The following is a 16,734-nucleotide window of genomic DNA, read 5'->3' on the forward strand; positions in this document are numbered from 1 at the left end:
GTGGTTCAAAGTGGAGTAAAGTGGGGGACAGTGGAGGCCCGGCCCGGCAGGCGGGGCCCCCGGTGGAGAGAGCGCCGGCACCGGCGGCGGGGGAACGGCGGGAAGCGAGGCGCGCGGGCATGCTCATCGGCGAGTACCGCCACACGGTGGACGACAAGGGGCGCCTGTTCGTCCCCGCCCGGTTGCGGGACGAGCTGGGCGAGCCCCTGGTCATGACCCGCGGCCTCGACCAGTGCCTGTTCGTCTTTCCCCCCGCGGAGTGGCGGAACCTGGAGGCCAAGCTGCGGGCTTTGCCCCTTGCCCAGTCCAGCGCCCGCGCCTTCGTCCGGATGCTGCTCTCGGGGGCCTGCGAGTGCGTGCCGGACAAGCAGGGCCGCATCCTCTTGCCCCAGACGTTGCGCGAGTACGCCGGCATCGACCGGGAGGCGGTGCTGATCGGCGTGGGCAACCGGATGGAGATCTGGTCCGCGGAGCGCTGGACACGCTACGTGGAAGAGGCGTCGGAGGCCTACTCCCGGATCGCCGAGCAGATCGTCGACCTGGGGATCTGACAGGGGTCCCAAAGGGCCAGCGGGGAGTCACCACGATGGCCAGCGCGCGGCACGACAACCAACGAGGCGCCCTAACCGAACCTGGCGTGCCAGTCCCCCTGGCCGGACCGGGGGCCGGTGACGGCACCCCTGCGCAAGCTTCCGGGACCGCTGCCGGGACGCCTGCCGGGGCCCCTGGGGCTGCTTCCGGGGCCACGGGGACCCCTCCTGGGGCCGCCGGGACCCCGCGCCACATCCCCGTCCTGCTGGCGGAGGTCCTGGCCTACCTGCAACCGGAGCGGGGAGGCCGGTTCGTCGACGGGACGGTAGGGGCGGGCGGGCACGCCGCCGCCATCCTGGAGGCGGCGGGGGAGGCCGGGCGGTTGCTGGGCATCGACCGCGACCCGCAGGCGCTGGCCCTGGCCTCGGCGCGGCTGGCACCCTTCGGGGACCGGGTGCGCCTAGTCCACGGCGACTTTCGCGACCTGGGCCGCCACCTGGCCGCCGCGGGCTGGAAGGCCGTGGACGGCATCCTGCTGGACCTGGGGGTTTCCTCGATGCAACTGGACGATCCGGCCCGCGGGTTCAGCTACCAGGTGGACGCGCCCCTGGACATGCGCATGGATCCGAGCCAGCCGGTGACGGCCGCGGACCTGGTGAACACCGCCAGCCGTGACCAGCTGGCCCGGTGGATCGCCGAGTACGGGGAAGAGCGCTGGGCCGGCCGCATCGCCGACTTCATCGTGGCGGCGCGCCAGCGCCGGCCCATCACCACCACGCTGCAGCTGGTGGAGGTCATCAAGGACGCCGTTCCGGCCCGGGCCCGGCGCCGGGGCGGGCACCCTGCCCGGAGGACCTTCCAGGCCCTGCGCATCGCCGTGAACAACGAGCTGCAGGGCCTGGAGGCCTTCCTTCAGGAGGCGGCGGGTTACCTGCGTCCCGGAGGACGGCTGGTAGTCATCAGCTTTCATTCGCTGGAAGACCGGGCGGTGAAACGGGCCTTCCGCGCCCTGGCCGCCCGGAAGGCGGCGGGCGAGGAGGGGGCCGCCTTCCAGATCCTCACCCGCCGGCCCGTGAGCCCGAGGGACGAGGAGGAGCGCCGGAACCCGCGCGCCCGCAGCGCGAAGCTTCGGGCCCTGGAGCGCAGCACAGGCGGTCCGGAACCCCTGGAAACGGCTCCGGACATAGACGGAAGCGGGGGCGAATAGCACTATGGTACGAGCCGGAAACACCGCTGTGGCACCGCGCTGGCCCGCGGATTCCACCGCACCCTGGCTGGACCCGGATGGGGGACGCCCCGGGGAGCTCCCGCGCCCGTCCCGGCGCTACCGGGTGCGCCGCAGGCTGCGCCTGCGGCCCGAGGCGCGGCTGGTGGCCGCGGTGGGCACGCTGTTCCTCCTGGCCGTGCTGGTCGTCAGCCGGTATGCGGTCCTGTACGAGATGAACCGGGCCATTCTGCAGCGCCAGCAGGAGCTGGCCACACTCCAGCGGGCCACCGAGCGGCTGGAGATCGAGGTGGCGGGGCTGGATTCCCTGGAGCGGCTGGAGAGCGCCGCCCGTCAACGGGGTTATGAAGAACCCGCCTCGGTGCGGGCGGTGCGGGTGCCGGCCCCCGCCGTCCAGGCGGCGGACCCGGGGGCTCCGGCCAGGTCCCCGGCGGCGAGGGCCGGGGCCCCCGGCCGGCCCGTACGGGAGGCGGTGATCGCGCTGGCGCCCGCTGAGGCCCCCGGCCCGTCCCCGGCCCGGCCCGCCGCCGGGTCCGGGGAGACCGCGGCCGCGGAGGCGGCTGCTGCGGGCGGTACGGCCGGGTCGCCCGGCGCGATGGAGGCCCAGGGCGCAGGGACCGGCCCGGCACCGGACAACCAGGGGACAACGGAAGGCCCGGCAGCGGCCGGCTGGCTGCTCGGACTCTGGCGGCACTGGCTGGGCGGATGAAGGCCCTGGCCTGGCCAATCAAGGGCCTGCCGGCGCCGGGCGGCCGCCACGGCCGGCGGGCAGGCCCGCGACTCCCCCCCCGCGATGGCCGGGGAAGCCCCGGGTCGCCCGGCGGCCCGGGATGGCACCCGCGGAGTACCGGCTAAAAGGTCAATCGCGGGTGGTACCGGAACGGCCGGGTGGTACCGGAACGGCGGCGGCCGCGTGGGACGGCGGGAGATCCCGGACCCGGCGGCTCCCGGGCCGCCGGCGGGCCCGGGGCCGGCTCCTTCCGGCCGGCTTGAAGGGGTCCGGGGAACGACGGCTTGGTACGAAGCAGGAGGCGGTTCGGGATGGGCCGGACGGCGCCAGGCTTTCCGGCCGTTCGTATGCCCGGGATGGGGCTGCGGCGGCGGATCCTGCTGGTCTTTCTCGTGTTCACCCTGGCGCTGGCCGTACTGGCCGGCCGGCTGGTGACCATCCAGGTGGTCCGGGGCGAGGCGTTGCGACAAAAGGCGCTGGACATGCGGCTCTGGCAGGTGCCCGTGCAGGCCCGCCGGGGCGACATCGTCGACCGCAACGGGCGGCCGCTGGCCACCAGCACCGACGTGGACACCGTCTACGTGGCGCCGGCCGAGCTGCAGGAAGCGGCCCGCAAGGGCCAGGTCGACATCGAGCAGGCCGCCCGGGACCTGGCCCGCGTGCTCCACATGGACCCCCAGGAAGTCTACGAGAGGCTGACAGTGCCCCACGCCTTCTGGTACGTCAAGCGGCGGGTTACCGACGCCGAATCCAGGGCCGTGCGCCAGCTCGACATCCCCGGCGTACACATCACCCAGGAGGCGCGCCGGTTCTACCCCAGGGGCGGGCTCGCCGCCCACGTCCTGGGCTTTGCCGGCGTCGACAACCAGGGCCTGGAGGGCATCGAGGCCTACTACGACGAGAAGCTGTCGGGCAAGGACGGCTACATCGCCACCGAGTACGACGCCCTGGGCCGGCCCATCCGGCTGCCCACGGTCCAGGCCCGCTACGTGCGGCCGGTGCCCGGCCTGACCCTGCGCCTGACCATCGACGAGACCATCCAGTACATCGCCGAGCGGGAGCTGGAGCGGGCGGTGATCCAGCACGGGGCCAAGGGCGGGGTCATCGTGGTGATGGACCCGCGCACGGGCGGGATCCTGGCCCTGGCCTCCCGGCCCACCTACGACCCCAACCGGTTTGGCGACTTCCCCCGCCAGAACTGGCGGATCAAGCCGGTGGCCGATGCCTTCCCGCCGGGGTCGATCTTCAAGATCATCACCGGTTCGGCGGCGGTGGACGCGGGCAGGGTCACCCCCGACACCATCGTGGACGATCCCGGCTTCCTCACCGTGGGCGGCGAGACGATCTCCAACTGGAACCAGGCGGGCCTGGGGTCCGTGCCCTTTCGCGAGGGGTTCGCCCACTCGTCCAACGTGGTGTTCGGCAAGATGGCCCTGGCCCTGGGCAAGCCGCTCTTCTACCAGTACCTGGACCGGTTCCACATCGGCCAGCTGACGGGGATCGACCTGCCCGGCGAGGCGACGGGCATCGTGCCGCCCATGGACCAGGCGACGCCCCTGGACCTGGCCATCATGGGCTTCGGCCAGACCCTGACCACCACCCCCATCCAGATGGCGGCGGCGGTGGCCGCGGTGGCCAACGACGGGATGTGGCAGACGCCCCACCTGGCCCAGGCGTGGCTGGATCCCGAGGGGCAGGTGGTGGAGGAGGTCGAGCCCGCCGAGCGGCGCCAGGTGATCAAACCCGAGACGGCCCGTACCATCCGCGAGCTGATGCGCGGGGTGGTGGAACAGGGCACCGGCAGCCGGGCCCGGATTCCCGGCTACGACGTGGGCGGCAAGACGGGCACGGCCAACAAGGTGGAAGAGGGCCGGGTGGTGCAGAAGTACATCGGCTCCTTCGCGGGCCTGGTGCCTGTGGAGGAACCGCGCCTGGCCATCGTGGTGTCCATCGACGAGCCGTCGGGCATCTACTACGGCGGCTACGTGGCGGCGCCGGTCTTCCAGGCGGTGGCCCGGGACGTGCTGCGCTATCTGGGCGTGCCCCCCACCCGGGAGGAACGGACCGACCCCAAGCGCCTGCGGCAGGTGCCCAACCTGATGAACCTGACCCGCCAGGAAGCCCGCCAGCGGGCCCAGGCGGCCGGTTTCGAGGTGACCTTCGAGGGCGGCGGCCCGCGGGTGGTGGGCCAGTTCCCCGCCGCCGGCGCGCAATTGGAACAGGGCAGCACGATCATCCTCTATACCGAGGCGGCTTTCCGGCAGGATGAGGAAGGCCGGGTGACGGTGCCCGACCTGCGCGGCCTGGACTATGCGGCCGCCGCCGAGCGGCTGGCGGCGGCGGGCCTGCAGATGGAGGCGCGGGGCGACCGGGAGGGCGTAGCGGCAGGCCAGCAGCCGGCGGCCGGCACCCGGGTTCCCATCGGGTCGGTGGTGACGGTGATCTTCCGGGCGCCGGCATCGCGGTAGAACCGGGCCCGCGGGCGGGCGGCCGGCGGCGGGCGCCGGGCCGGCGGATAGCCCGCCGGCCTGGGGTGCCGGACCGGTCCCCGGCAGGCCACGGGGCCCCGGACCGGTGGTAGGAGGCACGGGGCCCCGGGCCGGTCGCGGCAGGCCAGCGGGGTGTCATGGCCAGGGAGAGTTGCTATACTTCGGTCCGGCCCCCAAGGGGCGTTCCCCCGCAGCCGTTCCGCCCGGGCGAGTCCGTCCCGGCGCCGGCGGCCGGCGGGACCCGGGCCGGCTGGGCCCCGGCAGCCCAGGCGGGACGCCGGGGTTCGGGCCGCCGGGGCCGGGCGCCTCGGCGGGGCGGCTCGGCCGCCGGTTCGCCCCAAGGCAGCGAGCCTTCAAACCGCAGGGTAAGGAGACGGGCCCATGGTGAACCTCCAAGACCTGATCGCCGTGCTGCCCGACAGAACCGTGACCGGTCCCGCCGGCCGGCCGATCCAGGGCATCACCTACGACTCCCGGCGCGTCGAGCCGGGATTCCTGTTCGTGGCCATCCGCGGCCTGCGTTACGACGGCCACTCCTTCATCGCCGAGGCCGTGGCCCGGGGAGCCGCCGCGGTGGTGGGCGAGCGCCCCCTGGCGCTGGAGGGCGTGCCCTACGTCCAGGTCCCCTCCAGCCGCCTGGCCCTGGGGCTCCTGGCCTCGGCCTTCTACGGTCACCCCAGCGCCAGCCTGGTCATGGTGGGGGTCACGGGGACCAACGGCAAGACGACCACCACCCACCTGATCCGCTGGGTGCTGGAAGCGGGCGGCCACCCCACGGGCCTCATCGGCACGGTGCACAACATCATCGCCGGCCGCTCCCTGCCGGTGGAACGCACCACCCCCGAGGCGGCGGACCTGCAGAAGCTGCTGGCCGCCATGCGGGACGAGGGGATGACCCACGCGGTGATGGAGGTCTCGTCCCACGCCCTGGCGCTGCAGCGGGTGGCGGGGTGCGCCTTCGATGTCGGCGTTTTCACGAACCTGACCCAGGACCACCTGGATTTCCATGCCTCCATGGAGGACTACGCGGCCGCCAAGGCCCGCCTGTTTTCGCGCCTGGGCCGCAACGAGATCCCGGGCACCACCAAGCCCGGTCCCAAGGCGGCGGTGATCAACGCCGACGACCCCTGGGGCGAGTTCATGGCGGCCCGCAGCAACGCGCCGGTGGTCACCTACGGGCTGAACCGGCCGGCGGACATCACGGCCCGCCAGGTGGAGGTCGAACCCGGCGGGATCCGCTTCATCCTGGTGAGCCCTCAGGGGGAGGCCCCGGTCCGGCTGCGCCTGACCGGCCGGTTCAACGTGTACAACGCCCTGGCCGCGGCCGGTGCCGGTCTGGTCCTGGGGCTGGATCCGGCCACGGTGGCCCGGGGCCTGGAGAGCCTCCAAGCGGTTCCGGGGCGCCTGGAGCGCATCGACCGCGGCCAGCCCTTCGCGGTCATCGTGGACTACGCCCACACGCCCGACGGGCTCGAGAACGTGCTCCGGGGCGTGCGCGAGCTGGCCGGCCAGGGCCGGGTCATCTGCGTCTTCGGCTGCGGCGGCGACCGCGACCGGGGCAAGCGGCCCCAGATGGGCGCCATCAGCGCCCGGCTGGCCGACTACACCGTGCTGACCTCCGACAACCCGCGCAGCGAAGACCCGGAGGCGATCCTGGACGACATCGAGACCGGGGTCCGGCGGGTGCCGGGCGCGGCCTACGAGCGGGTGACGGACCGGGCAGCGGCCATCCGGCGGGCCCTGGAGCTGGCCCGGCCCGGCGACGTGGTGGTCATCGCGGGCAAGGGGCATGAGGATTACCAGATTTTCGCCGACCGGACCATTCACTTCGACGACCGGGAGGTGGCGGCGGAAGCCCTGGCCGCCCTGGGTTACCGGGGGTGAGGCGGGTCCACGGAGGGGGTGAGGGCATGCGGCTTGCCATGGCGGAGGTCGCGGAGGCCACCGGCGGGCGCCTGGTGGCCGGCGACGGCGGCGTGACCGTGGCCGGCGGTTCGGTCGACAGCCGGCGGGTCGAGGCGGGGAACCTGTTCTTCGCGCTGCCGGGACAGCGGGTCGACGGGCACCAGTTCGTCGAGCAGGCGCTGGCGGCGGGGGCCCGGGGAGCGGTGATCGCCCGCCCCCTGGCGGAGGTGCTGCCCGGCGGGCCGCCGCCGGGCACGGCGGTGGTGGAGGTGGCCGATACGCGCCAGGCCCTGGCCAGCCTGGCCCGCTGGGTGCGCCGCCGGCGGCCCGACCTGCGGGTGGTGGGGATCACGGGCAGCGTGGGCAAGACCACCACCAAGGAAATGGCCGCCGCGGTCCTGGAGCAGCGCTTCGCCGTGCTGAAGACGGCGGGGAACTACAACACGGACATCGGCCTGCCCCTCACCCTGCTGGACCTGGAGGCCCACCACCAGGTGGCGGTGCTGGAGATGGCCATGCGGGGGCTGGGCGAGATCGCCCGGCTGGCCTCCATTGCCGAGCCCGACATCGGCGTGGTGACGGTGGTGGCCGAATCCCACCTGGAGTTCCTCGGCAGCCTGGAGAAGATCGCCCAGGCCAAGGGCGAGCTGGTGGAGGCGCTGCCACCGGAGGGCGTGGCGATCCTCAATGCCGGTGACCCCCGGGTGCGCTCCATGGCCACCCGGACCCGGGCCCGGGTGCTCACCTTCGGGCTGGAACGCGACGCCGCCGTCCGGGCGGTGGCGGTAGAGAGCCGGGGTCCCGGCACCCGGTTCCGGCTCGAGATTCCGGGTGGCGACGCCGCCACGGTCGAACTGGCCCTGCCGGGGCCTGCGGCCGTGACCTGTGCCCTGGCGGCAGCGGCGGTGGGTGTGGTGCTGGGACTGGATGCGGCCACCATTGCGGCGGGCCTGAGCCGGGCGCGGCCCGCGTCCCTGCGCAACGAGATCCGGCAGGCCGGTTCGTGGACCCTCTTCATCGATTGTTATAATGCCTCGCCAACCTCGACGGCTGCGGCCCTGCAAACCCTGCGGCAGGTGGCCGGGGACCGGCGGGCCGTGGCCATCCTGGGTGACATGTTCGAACTGGGGGACTGGGCGGAAGAGGGGCATCGCCAGACGGGACAGGCGGCCGCCCGCAGCGTCGATGTGCTGCTGGCCGTGGGCCGCTGGGCGCCGGCCCTGGTGGAAGGCTGGCGCCAGGCCGGCGGCGCGGCCGGGGCAGCAGCGGCGTATCCCGACAAGGCCGCCCTGCTGGCGGAACTGGACCGGTGGCTCCAGCCGGGCGACGCCATCCTGATCAAGGGGTCCCGGGGCATGGCCATGGAAGAGGTGGCCGGCGCCCTGGTAGCCCGGGCGGGTGCTGCCGGTTCCGCTCCAGGGGCGGAGGGATGAGGCGAAGGCTGGGACAGAAAGGAACGGGCCCTTCATGACGATGGATCTCTGGCCGGTGCCGGTCCTGGCCCGGCTGGGCCTGGCGGCGGTGCTGGCGGCGGGGATGGCCCTGGTGCTGGGGCCGGTGGTCATCCCCTGGCTGGAACGGTTGCGCTTCGGGCAGACGGTGCGCGAGCAGGGACCGGCCCGGCACCGGGTCAAGCAGGGCACGCCCACCATGGGCGGGGTGATCTTCCTGGTCCCGGCCCTGCTGGTGACGGGCTGGCTGGCACCGCCCACCCCTGCCACCCTCCTGGTGCTGGGTGTGACCCTGGCCTTTGGCGCCGTGGGCCTGGTCGACGACTATCTCAAGGTCGCCCTGCGGCGTTCCCTGGGGCTGCGGGCGCGGGCCAAGCTGTTCTGGCAGGTGGCCGGGGCCGCCCTGCTGGTCTACCTGGCCCAGGTGTGGCTGGGGCGGGGGACCGCGGTGTGGGTGCCCTTCGGTACGGGATGGTGGGATCTGGGCGCCTGGTACTACCCCTTGGCCGTGCTGGCGGTGGTGGCCAGCGCCAACGCCGTCAACGAGACCGACGGCCTGGACGGGCTGGCCGCCGGGTCCACCCTGATCGCGCTCTCGGTGTTCTTCTACGCGGCCGCCCGCTCGGGACGGTATGACCTGGCGATCTTCATCGTATCCTTGGGCGCGGCCCTGGCCGGGTTCCTCTGGTTCAACCTGCACCCGGCCCGGGTGTTCATGGGCGATACGGGGTCGCTGGCCCTGGGTGCCGCCCTGGGGGGGCTGGCCGTGCTGACGGGGACCGAGCTGGTGCTGCCGGTGGCAGGGATGCTGTTCGTGCTGGAGACCCTTTCGGTGATCGTGCAGGTGGCCAGCTTCCGGCTGACGGGCCGGCGCATCCTGCGCATGAGCCCGCTCCACCACCACTTCGAGCTCAGCGGCTGGACCGAGGCCCAGGTGGTGTATCGCTTCTGGGCCGCCGGCCTGGGCTTTGCCCTGGCGGGCTTCCTGGCCCTGGGAGGTTTTCCGGGATGAACCTGGCCGCCGGCCGCGGTCACCGGCCCGGGGGCCGCTGGGGCCTGGCGACGGCCCCCGCCGGCCGGGCACGGGAGATGGACCGGACGATCTTCGCCGTCACGGTGATCCTGCTGGCCCTGGGCATTGCCATGGTCTTCAGCGCCAGCTTCGCCAAGGCCATCGACGACGCCGGCGATCCCTTCTACTTCTTGAAGCGGCAGCTGCTCTGGGCGCTGATCGGGGTGCCGGTGATGTGGGCCTTTTCCCACATCGAGTACGGCTACTGGCGGCAACTGGCCCGCCCGGCCCTGTACAGCACCCTGCTGTTCCTGGTGGCGGTGCTGCTGGTGGGCGCCGCGCGGGGCGGCGCCGAGCGGTGGATCGACTTCGGGTTCTTCAGCTTCCAGCCGTCGGAATGGGCCAAATTCGGGCTGTGTATCTTCTTTGCAGACTATTTCACGCGGATCGGGCCGCGGGTCCAGGACTTCTGGCGCGGGCTCGGCCCGTGGCTGCTGGTGGTGGGCCTGGTGGCGGGGCTGATCATGTTGCAGCCCGACCTGGGCACCACCCTGGCCATCGGGGGCATGGCGGTGCTGATGGCCTTCCTGGCGGGAGCCCGCCTGGGGCACCTTGTGGGGCTGGCCGCGGTGGCCGTTCCCCTGCTGATCGTGGCCGTGACCCAGTCGGAGTACCGCTGGAAGCGCATCACCGCCTTCATCGACCCCTGGGCCGACCCCCAGGGCACCGGCTACCACCTGATCCAGGGCCTTCTGGCCCTGGGCTCGGGCGGATGGTTCGGGCTCGGCTTCGGTCTCAGCCGGCAGAAGATCTGGTACCTGCCCGAGCAGCACACCGACTTCATCTTCGCCGTCCTGGGGGAGGAACTGGGCCTGCTGGGCACCCTGACGGTGCTGGCCCTCTACGCGGTCCTGATCTGGCGCGGTTTCCGTACCGCGGCCACGGCGCCCGATACCTTCGGCGCCCTGCTGGCGGCCGGCATCACCTCGATCATCGCCATTCAGGTGGTGGTGAACGTGGGGGTGGTGACGGCCACGCTGCCCATCACCGGGATCACCCTGCCGCTGCTGAGTTACGGGGGTTCATCCCTGGTGGTGACCCTGGCGGCCATCGGCATCCTGATCAACATTTCTCGGCATTGCCCGCAGTAGCGCTCGGGGCCTGGTGCCTGGAGCCCGGGTCCATGGGGTAAGGATCGGCGGGCCCGCCACGCCCTGGTGACGGGCTGACGCAGCGCCCGGGACGCACCGGGCGAGCCAGGGGGATTGGGGGAAGCAGGCTTGCGCGTTCTTCTGACAGGGGGAGGAACGGGGGGCCACATCTATCCGGCCCTGGCCATCGCCGCCGAGCTGAAGCGGCGGGTCCCGGGCTGCGAGATGCTGTACGTCGGCACCCGCGAGGGCCTGGAAAGCCGCATCGTACCCCGGGCGGGCCTGCCCTTTGTCACCGTCAGTGCCCGCGGCCTCATGCGCAAGGGCCCGCGGGAGGTGGTGGCAGGGATCCTGTCCCTCACCCGGGGCCTCTGGCAGGCCGATCGCATCGTAGCCCGCTTCCGGCCCGACGTGTTGGTGGGCACCGGTGGGTACGTGGCGGCGCCCGTGGCCCTGGCGGCGGTGCGCCGCGGGGTCCCGCTGGTGATCCAGGAGCAAAACGCCGTGCCGGGGGCGACGAACCGGCTCCTGGCGCGGTGGGCGCAGGCCGTCTGCGTTCCCTTTGCCGAGGCGGGCCGGTTCTTCCCCGAGGGAGCCCGGGTGGTGGTGACGGGCAACCCCGTACGGCCGGAGATCCTCTCCGCCCGGCGGGACGAGGCCCGGGCCCGCCTGGGGCTCAACGGATCGGATCCGGTGGTGCTGGTGACGGGGGGAAGCCGCGGCGCCGAACGGATCAACGGCGCCGCCCTGGAGCTGGCCGTGGCCGTGGCGGGGTGGGCCCGGGGCGTGCTGTTGTGGGCGTGCGGGGAGCGCTACCACGGGGAGATGGCCACCGGCCTGGCCCGGCGCCTGGCGGAGGCGGGGCGCGACCCGGGCCCGCGGGTGCGCCTTTTCCCCTACATCGACGACATGCCCACGGCCTACGCGGCGGCGGATCTGTACATCGGGCGGGCGGGGGCCACCACCCTGGCGGAGATCACGGCGCGCGGCCTGCCCGCGGTGCTGATCCCCTCGCCCCACGTGGCCCACCACGAGCAGGACGCCAACGCCCGGGTGCTGGAGCGGGCGGGGGCGGCGGTGGTGATCGCCGACGCCGAGCTGACGGGAGCCCGGCTGGTGGAGGTGGTGACCGGACTTCTGGAAGCGCCCGAGCGCCTGGCGGCCATGGCGCGGGCCAGCCGCCAGCTGGGGCGGCCGGGTGCCACGGCGGCCATCGTCGACCGGGTGCTGGCGGCGGCGGGCGTGCCGGTGGCCGCCGAGGGGAGCTAGAGCCGGCGCGGCGGGAACCGGAGCGCATGGGCGCGGGCCGTGCCCGCCCGGCAGGGGGCACCCGCCACACGGCCAAAACGTACATAGGGTGTGAAGCGGCGGAAACGTGGATAAGCGGGAAGGCGGGGGCGGAGGGTTGCACCCCGGCAACCTGGTCCGGGAAGGAACCGGCCCAGGGGACCGCCCCAAAGGGCCGGTCGAACGCCGGCAGAGGGGCTCGGCGACGGGGACCGGCGGCGCCGGGGACGGCTTTTCCAGGCGCCTTCAGACCGCCCGGCGGGCAAGGGACTGCAGGTTGGCATGACGGGAGGGCGCCGGCACCCCGCCGGCGGCAGGGGTCGATGGCGGTGGATCGGGACGCCATGGCAAGGGAGCTGCAGGGCCTGGTTCAGGGCGCGGTGCGGGTTGCCGAGCCCCTGGCCCGCTACACCACCTTTCGCATCGGTGGGCCGGCGGAGCTCATGGTGGAACCGGCAGCCGAGGACGACCTGGCGCGGACCTTGACCTGGGCCCAGGAGCGCGGGCTGCCCGTCACCCTGCTGGGCGGGGGGAGCAACGTGCTGGTGCCCGATGAGGGGCTGCCGGGGGTTGTGGTGCGGTTCGGGCTGGACGGCATCCACTGGGAGCCGCCCGATCCGCAGGGCCGCCGCGGGGTGGTGGTGGGGGCCGGCACGGTGCTGGCCCGCCTGGTGCACGAGGCGGCCCGGCGGGGCTTCCGGGGACTGGAGCCCTGCGCAGGGATCCCCGGCACCGTGGGCGGTGCCCTGGTGATGAACGCGGGCACCCGCCACGGCAGCATCGGCCAGGTGGTGGACTGGGTCCGGGTGGTCGAACCCGGCGGCCGGGTGGCCCGGTGGTCCCGGGAGGAATGCGGTTTTGCCTACCGGTCCAGCCGCATGCAGCAGGAGGCCGTGCCGGTGGTGGCCGCCCGGCTCGTTCTGGAGCCGGGCGACCCGCGGGTCATCCTGGAGGAGATCCGCCGCCACACCGCCTACCGCCAGCGGACCCAGCCCCTGCGCTACCCCAACTGCGGCAGCGTGTTCAAGAACCCGCCGGGGGACGCCTCGGGGCGCCTGATCGAGGCCTGCGGGCTCAAGGGGTTGCGGCACGGCCAGGCCCAGATCAGCGAGCAGCATGCCAACTTCATCATCAACCTGGGCGGCGCCCGGGCCGAGGACGTGCTGGCGCTGATGACCACCGCCTGGCGCTGCGTGCGGGACCGGTTCGGCATCGCGCTGGAACCGGAAGTGCGCCTGCTGGGATCGCTGGCCCGCCGCTGGCCACCCGAGGCTCCGGGACGGGATACCGCCTCCGGGGCCACGGAGCCGGCCTGAGACCCTGGGGGGCCGGGCGGGGGAGAACGGGGGAGACCGCGGGTGCTGGGCGAAGGGACAAGCCTCTGGGCACAGGAGATGCGGCAAAGGCGGCTGCGGGTGCGGCGCGCAGCGTTGCTGGCCGTGCTGGCGGCAGCACTGCTGGGGCTTTACCTCTTCATGCGCTCGCCCTACTTCGCCCTGGACCACTTGCGGATCCGCGGCTACCAGCGGCTGGATCCGGCCACCATCCGCGACTGGGCCGGCATTCCCCCCGGCACCCTGATCTGGCGGGTCGATCCCGGCGCCGTGGCCCGGCGCCTCGAGGCCCACCCGCGGGTGGCGGGCGCGGAGGTGCGGTGGGAGTGGCCCCGGGGGCTCATCATCGAGATCCAGGAACGGCCTGCCGTGGCCGTGCTGGTCGACCCGGCGGGCCGGCACTGGGCCGAACTGGACGCCCAGGGCCGCATCCTCGGCGCCGGCCGGGGCACGCCCGCGCTGCCGGCGGCGGTGGAGGCGGGCGCCACCCCGCCGGCCGGGGACGGGAAGGGGGGCGCGGGCGGGGGCGAGCCCGGTTCCCCGCCCGGTTCGCCCGTCCCCCTCCTGACCTGGGCGGAAGAAGGCGGGGCGGGCGGCGCCGGGATACCGCCTCTGAACCTGGAAAGCCCCCTGGTCTGGGATCCGGGCCGGTTCGTCCCCGCGCCCCTGACCCAGGCCGCCGGCGTGGCCGCGGTGCTGGCCCAGGCCGGCCTGCCGGACCCGCCCCGGCGGCTGGTGGTGGGGCAGGGGCCCGTCCTGGTGATCCAGCTGGCCAGCGGGGTCCCCGTGCGCTGGGGGTTGCTGGATGGCGAGGTGGTCCCCAGGGTCCGGGCGCTGGCGGCGGCCCTGGTGGCCCTCCAAGGGGAGGCCGGGCCGGAGGCCCCGGCTTACATCGACGTGACCGATCCCGACCGGCCCGTTCTGGGGCCACGCCGGGCGGACCCCGGTCGCTGACCCGGCGGGCGGCCGGCAGGGAACCGGGCGGCTCTGTGGAACTCAAGCTAGAAGTTTGTCCCGCGGTTCAACCGAACGAGGTATCGCAACGATATAGGGATCGAAGAGCCCTTGTCCCGGGATCGCAAACCCCAGGGGGACCGGGCGATCCGGGAGGGTGCCGGCCCACCGGCACCGGGGAGGTTTGGAACGTGCTTGAGTTTGATATGGAAAACCAGCCCTTTGCCGTGATCAAGGTGGTGGGGGTCGGGGGTGGGGGCAACAACGCGGTCAACCGCATGATCGAAGCGGGCCTGCGGGGCGTGGAGTTCCTGGCGGTGAACACCGACGCCCAGGCCCTTTCCGCATCCCTGGCCTCGGAGAAGATCCAGATCGGCCGCCAGGTCACCCGCGGCCTGGGTGCCGGCGCCGATCCGGAGATCGGCCAGAAGGCGGCGGAAGAGAGCCGGGAGGAAATCAAGGAGCGCCTCAAAGGCGCCGACATGGTCTTCATCACGGCCGGCATGGGCGGCGGCACGGGCACCGGCGCTTCTCCCGTCATCGCGGAGATCGCCACGGAGGTCGGCGCCTTGACGGTGGGCGTGGTCACGCGGCCCTTCTCCTTCGAGGGGCGCAAGCGGGCGGCCCAGGCGGAGATGGGGATCAACAACCTCAAGGCCAAGGTGGACACCCTGATCACCATCCCCAACGACCGCCTCTTGCAGGTGGTCGACAAGAAGACCTCCATCCTCCAGGCCTTCCGGGTGGCCGACGACGTGCTCCGCCAGGGCGTGCAGGGCATCTCGGACCTCATCGCGGTACCGGGGCTCATCAACCTGGACTTCGCCGACGTCCGCACCATCATGATGAACACGGGCTCCGCCCTGATGGGGATCGGCGTGGGGCGGGGCGAGACCCGGGCCGTGGACGCGGCCCGGGCGGCCATCTCCAGCCCCCTCCTGGAGGCATCCATCGAGGGCGCCAAGGGCGTGCTGCTGAGCATCACCGGCGGCACCGACCTGGGCCTGTACGAGGTCAACGAGGCCGCGGAGATCATCGCCCAGGCGGCCGATCCCGACGCCAACATCATCTTCGGCGCGGTGATCGACGAGAACCTGGAGGACGAGATCCGGGTGACGGTCATCGCGACGGGGTTCGACCCCAAGCCCACAACGCCCGGGCCCGAACTGGACGACCTGCCCATCAAGCCCTTCACCGGGGACGACCTGGACATCCCCCACTTCCTGCGCCGCCGGCCGCGGCCGGCCCGCTGAACCGGGGCGCGGCCACATCTCGACATGTTTCCCAGTCCACGGGGCGTATAATCAGACCGCCGGCAGCGGGGCTGCCGGCGGTCGTCGCCTCCAGGGCGGCTTGCCGCCCCGCCCGGGGCCCGTTCTACCGCCCGGGGGACCGGCATAGGCATGCCATTGTGGCGATGCGCAGCGGGGGCGAGGCGGGTGCCGTACGTCTACCTGGACCTGTTCGTCCTGGTCAACGCGGTGGTCGACTACGCCCTCCTGGCCGCCACGGCCCAGGCCACCCAGGCCCGCACCAGCCGCGGGCGCCTCGCGCTGGCCACGGCCTGGGGGACGGCCTTTGCCTGTGCCGTTACCCTGCTGCCCCCCGGTCCCTGGCGCAGCCTGCCCGCGGTGCTGCTGGCCTCGGTCCTGATGCTGCTGCTGGCCTTCTGGCCCGTAACGCCCCGGCGCCTGCTGGCCCTGACCGCCTGGTTCTACGGCCTGGCGTGCTTCGTGGCGGGAGGCGCCCTGGCCGTGCTCTCGCTGGCGGCGGGCGGCGACGGGCCGGGGACGGTTCCCCGGGTGTCGCCCGCCCTGGCGCTGGTGCCGGCGGTAGGGGCCGCCGTGGCGGCCGGCCGGTTCTTCTGGCAGGCCTGGCGCCGGCGGTCCCTGCCGGGACCGCTGTACGTCACCCTGCGGGTGGCCTGTGAAGGGCGCTGGCTGGACCTGCCCGCCCTGGTGGACACGGGCAACCAGCTGCGGGACCCCCTGACGGGCCTGCCGGTGGTGGTGGTGGAGGAACAGGCCGTGGCGCCCCTGCTGCCACCGGTCCTGCGGCAGGCGGTGGCGGCCGGGGACGACATCGCCGCCTGGGCCCGGGCGGCCGCCGGTGCGGGTTGGGTGGAGCGGCTGCGCATCGTGCCCTTCGCCTCCATCGGCCGGGAGCGGGGCTTTCTGGCCGGGTTCCGCCCCGACGCCCTGTGGCTGGCCGTGCCGGGCGGGGACGAAGACCGGCACCGCCGGGAACGGGGTGCAGGCGCTGCGCTGCCGGCAGTACCGGCCCCATCCCCGGACGGGCCGCCTGCGCCGCGGCTGCCCGCGGGGGGGCCGGCCCTGGCAGGACCGGCGGCGAGCCGGCTCGCCGCCGGGACACCCGTGGAGCCCGAGCGGGATTGGGCCGCGGCCGCCACCACCGACCCGGGGGCGGAAACGCCCGGCGAGCCGGGCGCTGGCGGCGAGACGGCGGCGGCGCCAGCGGCGGCGGATCACTCCGTGGAGCCCCCAACCGGCCGGTGGCGCCCGCTGGGACCGGCGGTGGTGGCCGTCTTCCCCGGCCGCTTCACCGGGGATCAGCATTACGTGGCCCTTCTGCCCATCGCGTTGCTGGAGGCCCCGCCCGCCGGCCGGCAGGCGGCGGCGCGGGTGTCCTAGACCTGTCGGGAGGG

13 protein-coding genes are annotated in these 16,734 nt (G+C 73.7%); all 13 read left to right on the forward strand.

Annotation, left to right across the window (positions count from 1 at the left end; all coding sequences use genetic code 11):
• The first annotated feature begins 62 nt into the window (after positions 1-62).
• The 13 genes from mraZ to DYI95_RS04355 all read left to right on the forward strand — a co-directional run bounded on the left by mraZ (position 63) and on the right by DYI95_RS04355 (position 16,720).
• Entirely contained in the window at positions 63-551 is a 489-nt protein-coding gene (gene mraZ / locus DYI95_RS04295) for a division/cell wall cluster transcriptional repressor MraZ (RefSeq protein WP_147308145.1), read from the forward strand.
• A gap of 35 nt (positions 552-586) precedes the next feature.
• Positions 587-1,738: a 16S rRNA (cytosine(1402)-N(4))-methyltransferase RsmH gene (rsmH, locus tag DYI95_RS04300; protein WP_116901649.1), complete on the forward strand. Its 1,152-nt coding sequence runs from the start codon at positions 587-589 to the stop codon at positions 1,736-1,738.
• Between the two features lie 4 nt (positions 1,739-1,742).
• Positions 1,743-2,465: a septum formation initiator gene (locus DYI95_RS04305; protein WP_243150000.1), complete on the forward strand. Its 723-nt coding sequence runs from the start codon at positions 1,743-1,745 to the stop codon at positions 2,463-2,465.
• Positions 2,466-2,797: 332 nt separating this feature from the next.
• Positions 2,798-4,954, forward strand: a complete 2,157-nt coding sequence (locus tag DYI95_RS04310; RefSeq protein ID WP_116901647.1) for a penicillin-binding transpeptidase domain-containing protein — start codon at positions 2,798-2,800, stop codon at positions 4,952-4,954.
• A 402-nt stretch (positions 4,955-5,356) separates the two neighbouring features.
• Positions 5,357-6,859 carry a UDP-N-acetylmuramoyl-L-alanyl-D-glutamate--2,6-diaminopimelate ligase gene (locus DYI95_RS04315; RefSeq protein WP_116901646.1) on the forward strand — a complete coding sequence of 501 codons (1,503 nt, stop codon included), beginning with the start codon at positions 5,357-5,359 and terminating at the stop codon, positions 6,857-6,859.
• A gap of 26 nt (positions 6,860-6,885) precedes the next feature.
• Positions 6,886-8,313 (forward strand): UDP-N-acetylmuramoyl-tripeptide--D-alanyl-D-alanine ligase, encoded by a 1,428-nt coding sequence (gene murF / locus DYI95_RS04320; protein ID WP_116901645.1) that lies wholly within the window; start codon positions 6,886-6,888, stop codon positions 8,311-8,313.
• Between the two features lie 34 nt (positions 8,314-8,347).
• On the forward strand, positions 8,348-9,343 hold the full coding sequence (gene mraY / locus DYI95_RS04325) for a phospho-N-acetylmuramoyl-pentapeptide-transferase (RefSeq protein ID WP_116901644.1): 996 nt from the start codon (positions 8,348-8,350) through the stop codon (positions 9,341-9,343).
• A complete protein-coding gene (gene ftsW, locus DYI95_RS04330) occupies positions 9,340-10,494 on the forward strand; it encodes a putative lipid II flippase FtsW (protein ID WP_116901643.1) in 1,155 nt (384 codons plus the stop codon). The genes mraY and ftsW overlap by 4 nt, the downstream gene beginning before the upstream one ends.
• 129 nt (positions 10,495-10,623) lie before the next feature.
• Positions 10,624-11,763, forward strand: a complete 1,140-nt coding sequence (gene murG / locus DYI95_RS04335) for an undecaprenyldiphospho-muramoylpentapeptide beta-N-acetylglucosaminyltransferase (protein WP_116901642.1) — start codon at positions 10,624-10,626, stop codon at positions 11,761-11,763.
• A gap of 341 nt (positions 11,764-12,104) precedes the next feature.
• Positions 12,105-13,097: a UDP-N-acetylmuramate dehydrogenase gene (gene murB, locus DYI95_RS04340; protein ID WP_116901641.1), complete on the forward strand. Its 993-nt coding sequence runs from the start codon at positions 12,105-12,107 to the stop codon at positions 13,095-13,097.
• Between the two features lie 99 nt (positions 13,098-13,196).
• Entirely contained in the window at positions 13,197-14,069 is an 873-nt protein-coding gene (locus DYI95_RS13005) for a cell division protein FtsQ/DivIB (RefSeq protein WP_305849876.1), read from the forward strand.
• 191 nt (positions 14,070-14,260) lie between these two features.
• Complete coding sequence (ftsZ, locus tag DYI95_RS04350; RefSeq protein ID WP_116901639.1) at positions 14,261-15,322, forward strand: cell division protein FtsZ; 1,062 nt, start codon at positions 14,261-14,263, stop codon at positions 15,320-15,322.
• Positions 15,323-15,508: 186 nt separating this feature from the next.
• Positions 15,509-16,720: a sigma-E processing peptidase SpoIIGA gene (locus DYI95_RS04355; RefSeq protein WP_116901638.1), complete on the forward strand. Its 1,212-nt coding sequence runs from the start codon at positions 15,509-15,511 to the stop codon at positions 16,718-16,720.
• Positions 16,721-16,734 lie beyond the last annotated feature (14 nt).

The sequence above is a fragment of the Thermaerobacter sp. PB12/4term genome, from assembly GCF_003403315.2.
GTDB lineage: Bacteria > Bacillota > Sulfobacillia > Thermaerobacterales > Thermaerobacteraceae > Thermaerobacter.

Coding starts and splice junctions, on each gene's coding strand:
- rsmH (WP_116901649.1), top strand. CDS start 587: ATGGCCAGCGCGCGGCACGACAACCAACGAGGCGCCCTAACCGAACCT.
- DYI95_RS04305 (WP_243150000.1), top strand. CDS start 1,743: ATGGTACGAGCCGGAAACACCGCTGTGGCACCGCGCTGGCCCGCGGAT.
- DYI95_RS04310 (WP_116901647.1), top strand. CDS start 2,798: ATGGGCCGGACGGCGCCAGGCTTTCCGGCCGTTCGTATGCCCGGGATG.
- DYI95_RS04315 (WP_116901646.1), top strand. CDS start 5,357: ATGGTGAACCTCCAAGACCTGATCGCCGTGCTGCCCGACAGAACCGTG.
- murF (WP_116901645.1), top strand. CDS start 6,886: ATGCGGCTTGCCATGGCGGAGGTCGCGGAGGCCACCGGCGGGCGCCTG.
- mraY (WP_116901644.1), top strand. CDS start 8,348: ATGACGATGGATCTCTGGCCGGTGCCGGTCCTGGCCCGGCTGGGCCTG.
- ftsW (WP_116901643.1), top strand. CDS start 9,340: ATGAACCTGGCCGCCGGCCGCGGTCACCGGCCCGGGGGCCGCTGGGGC.
- murB (WP_116901641.1), top strand. CDS start 12,105: ATGGCGGTGGATCGGGACGCCATGGCAAGGGAGCTGCAGGGCCTGGTT.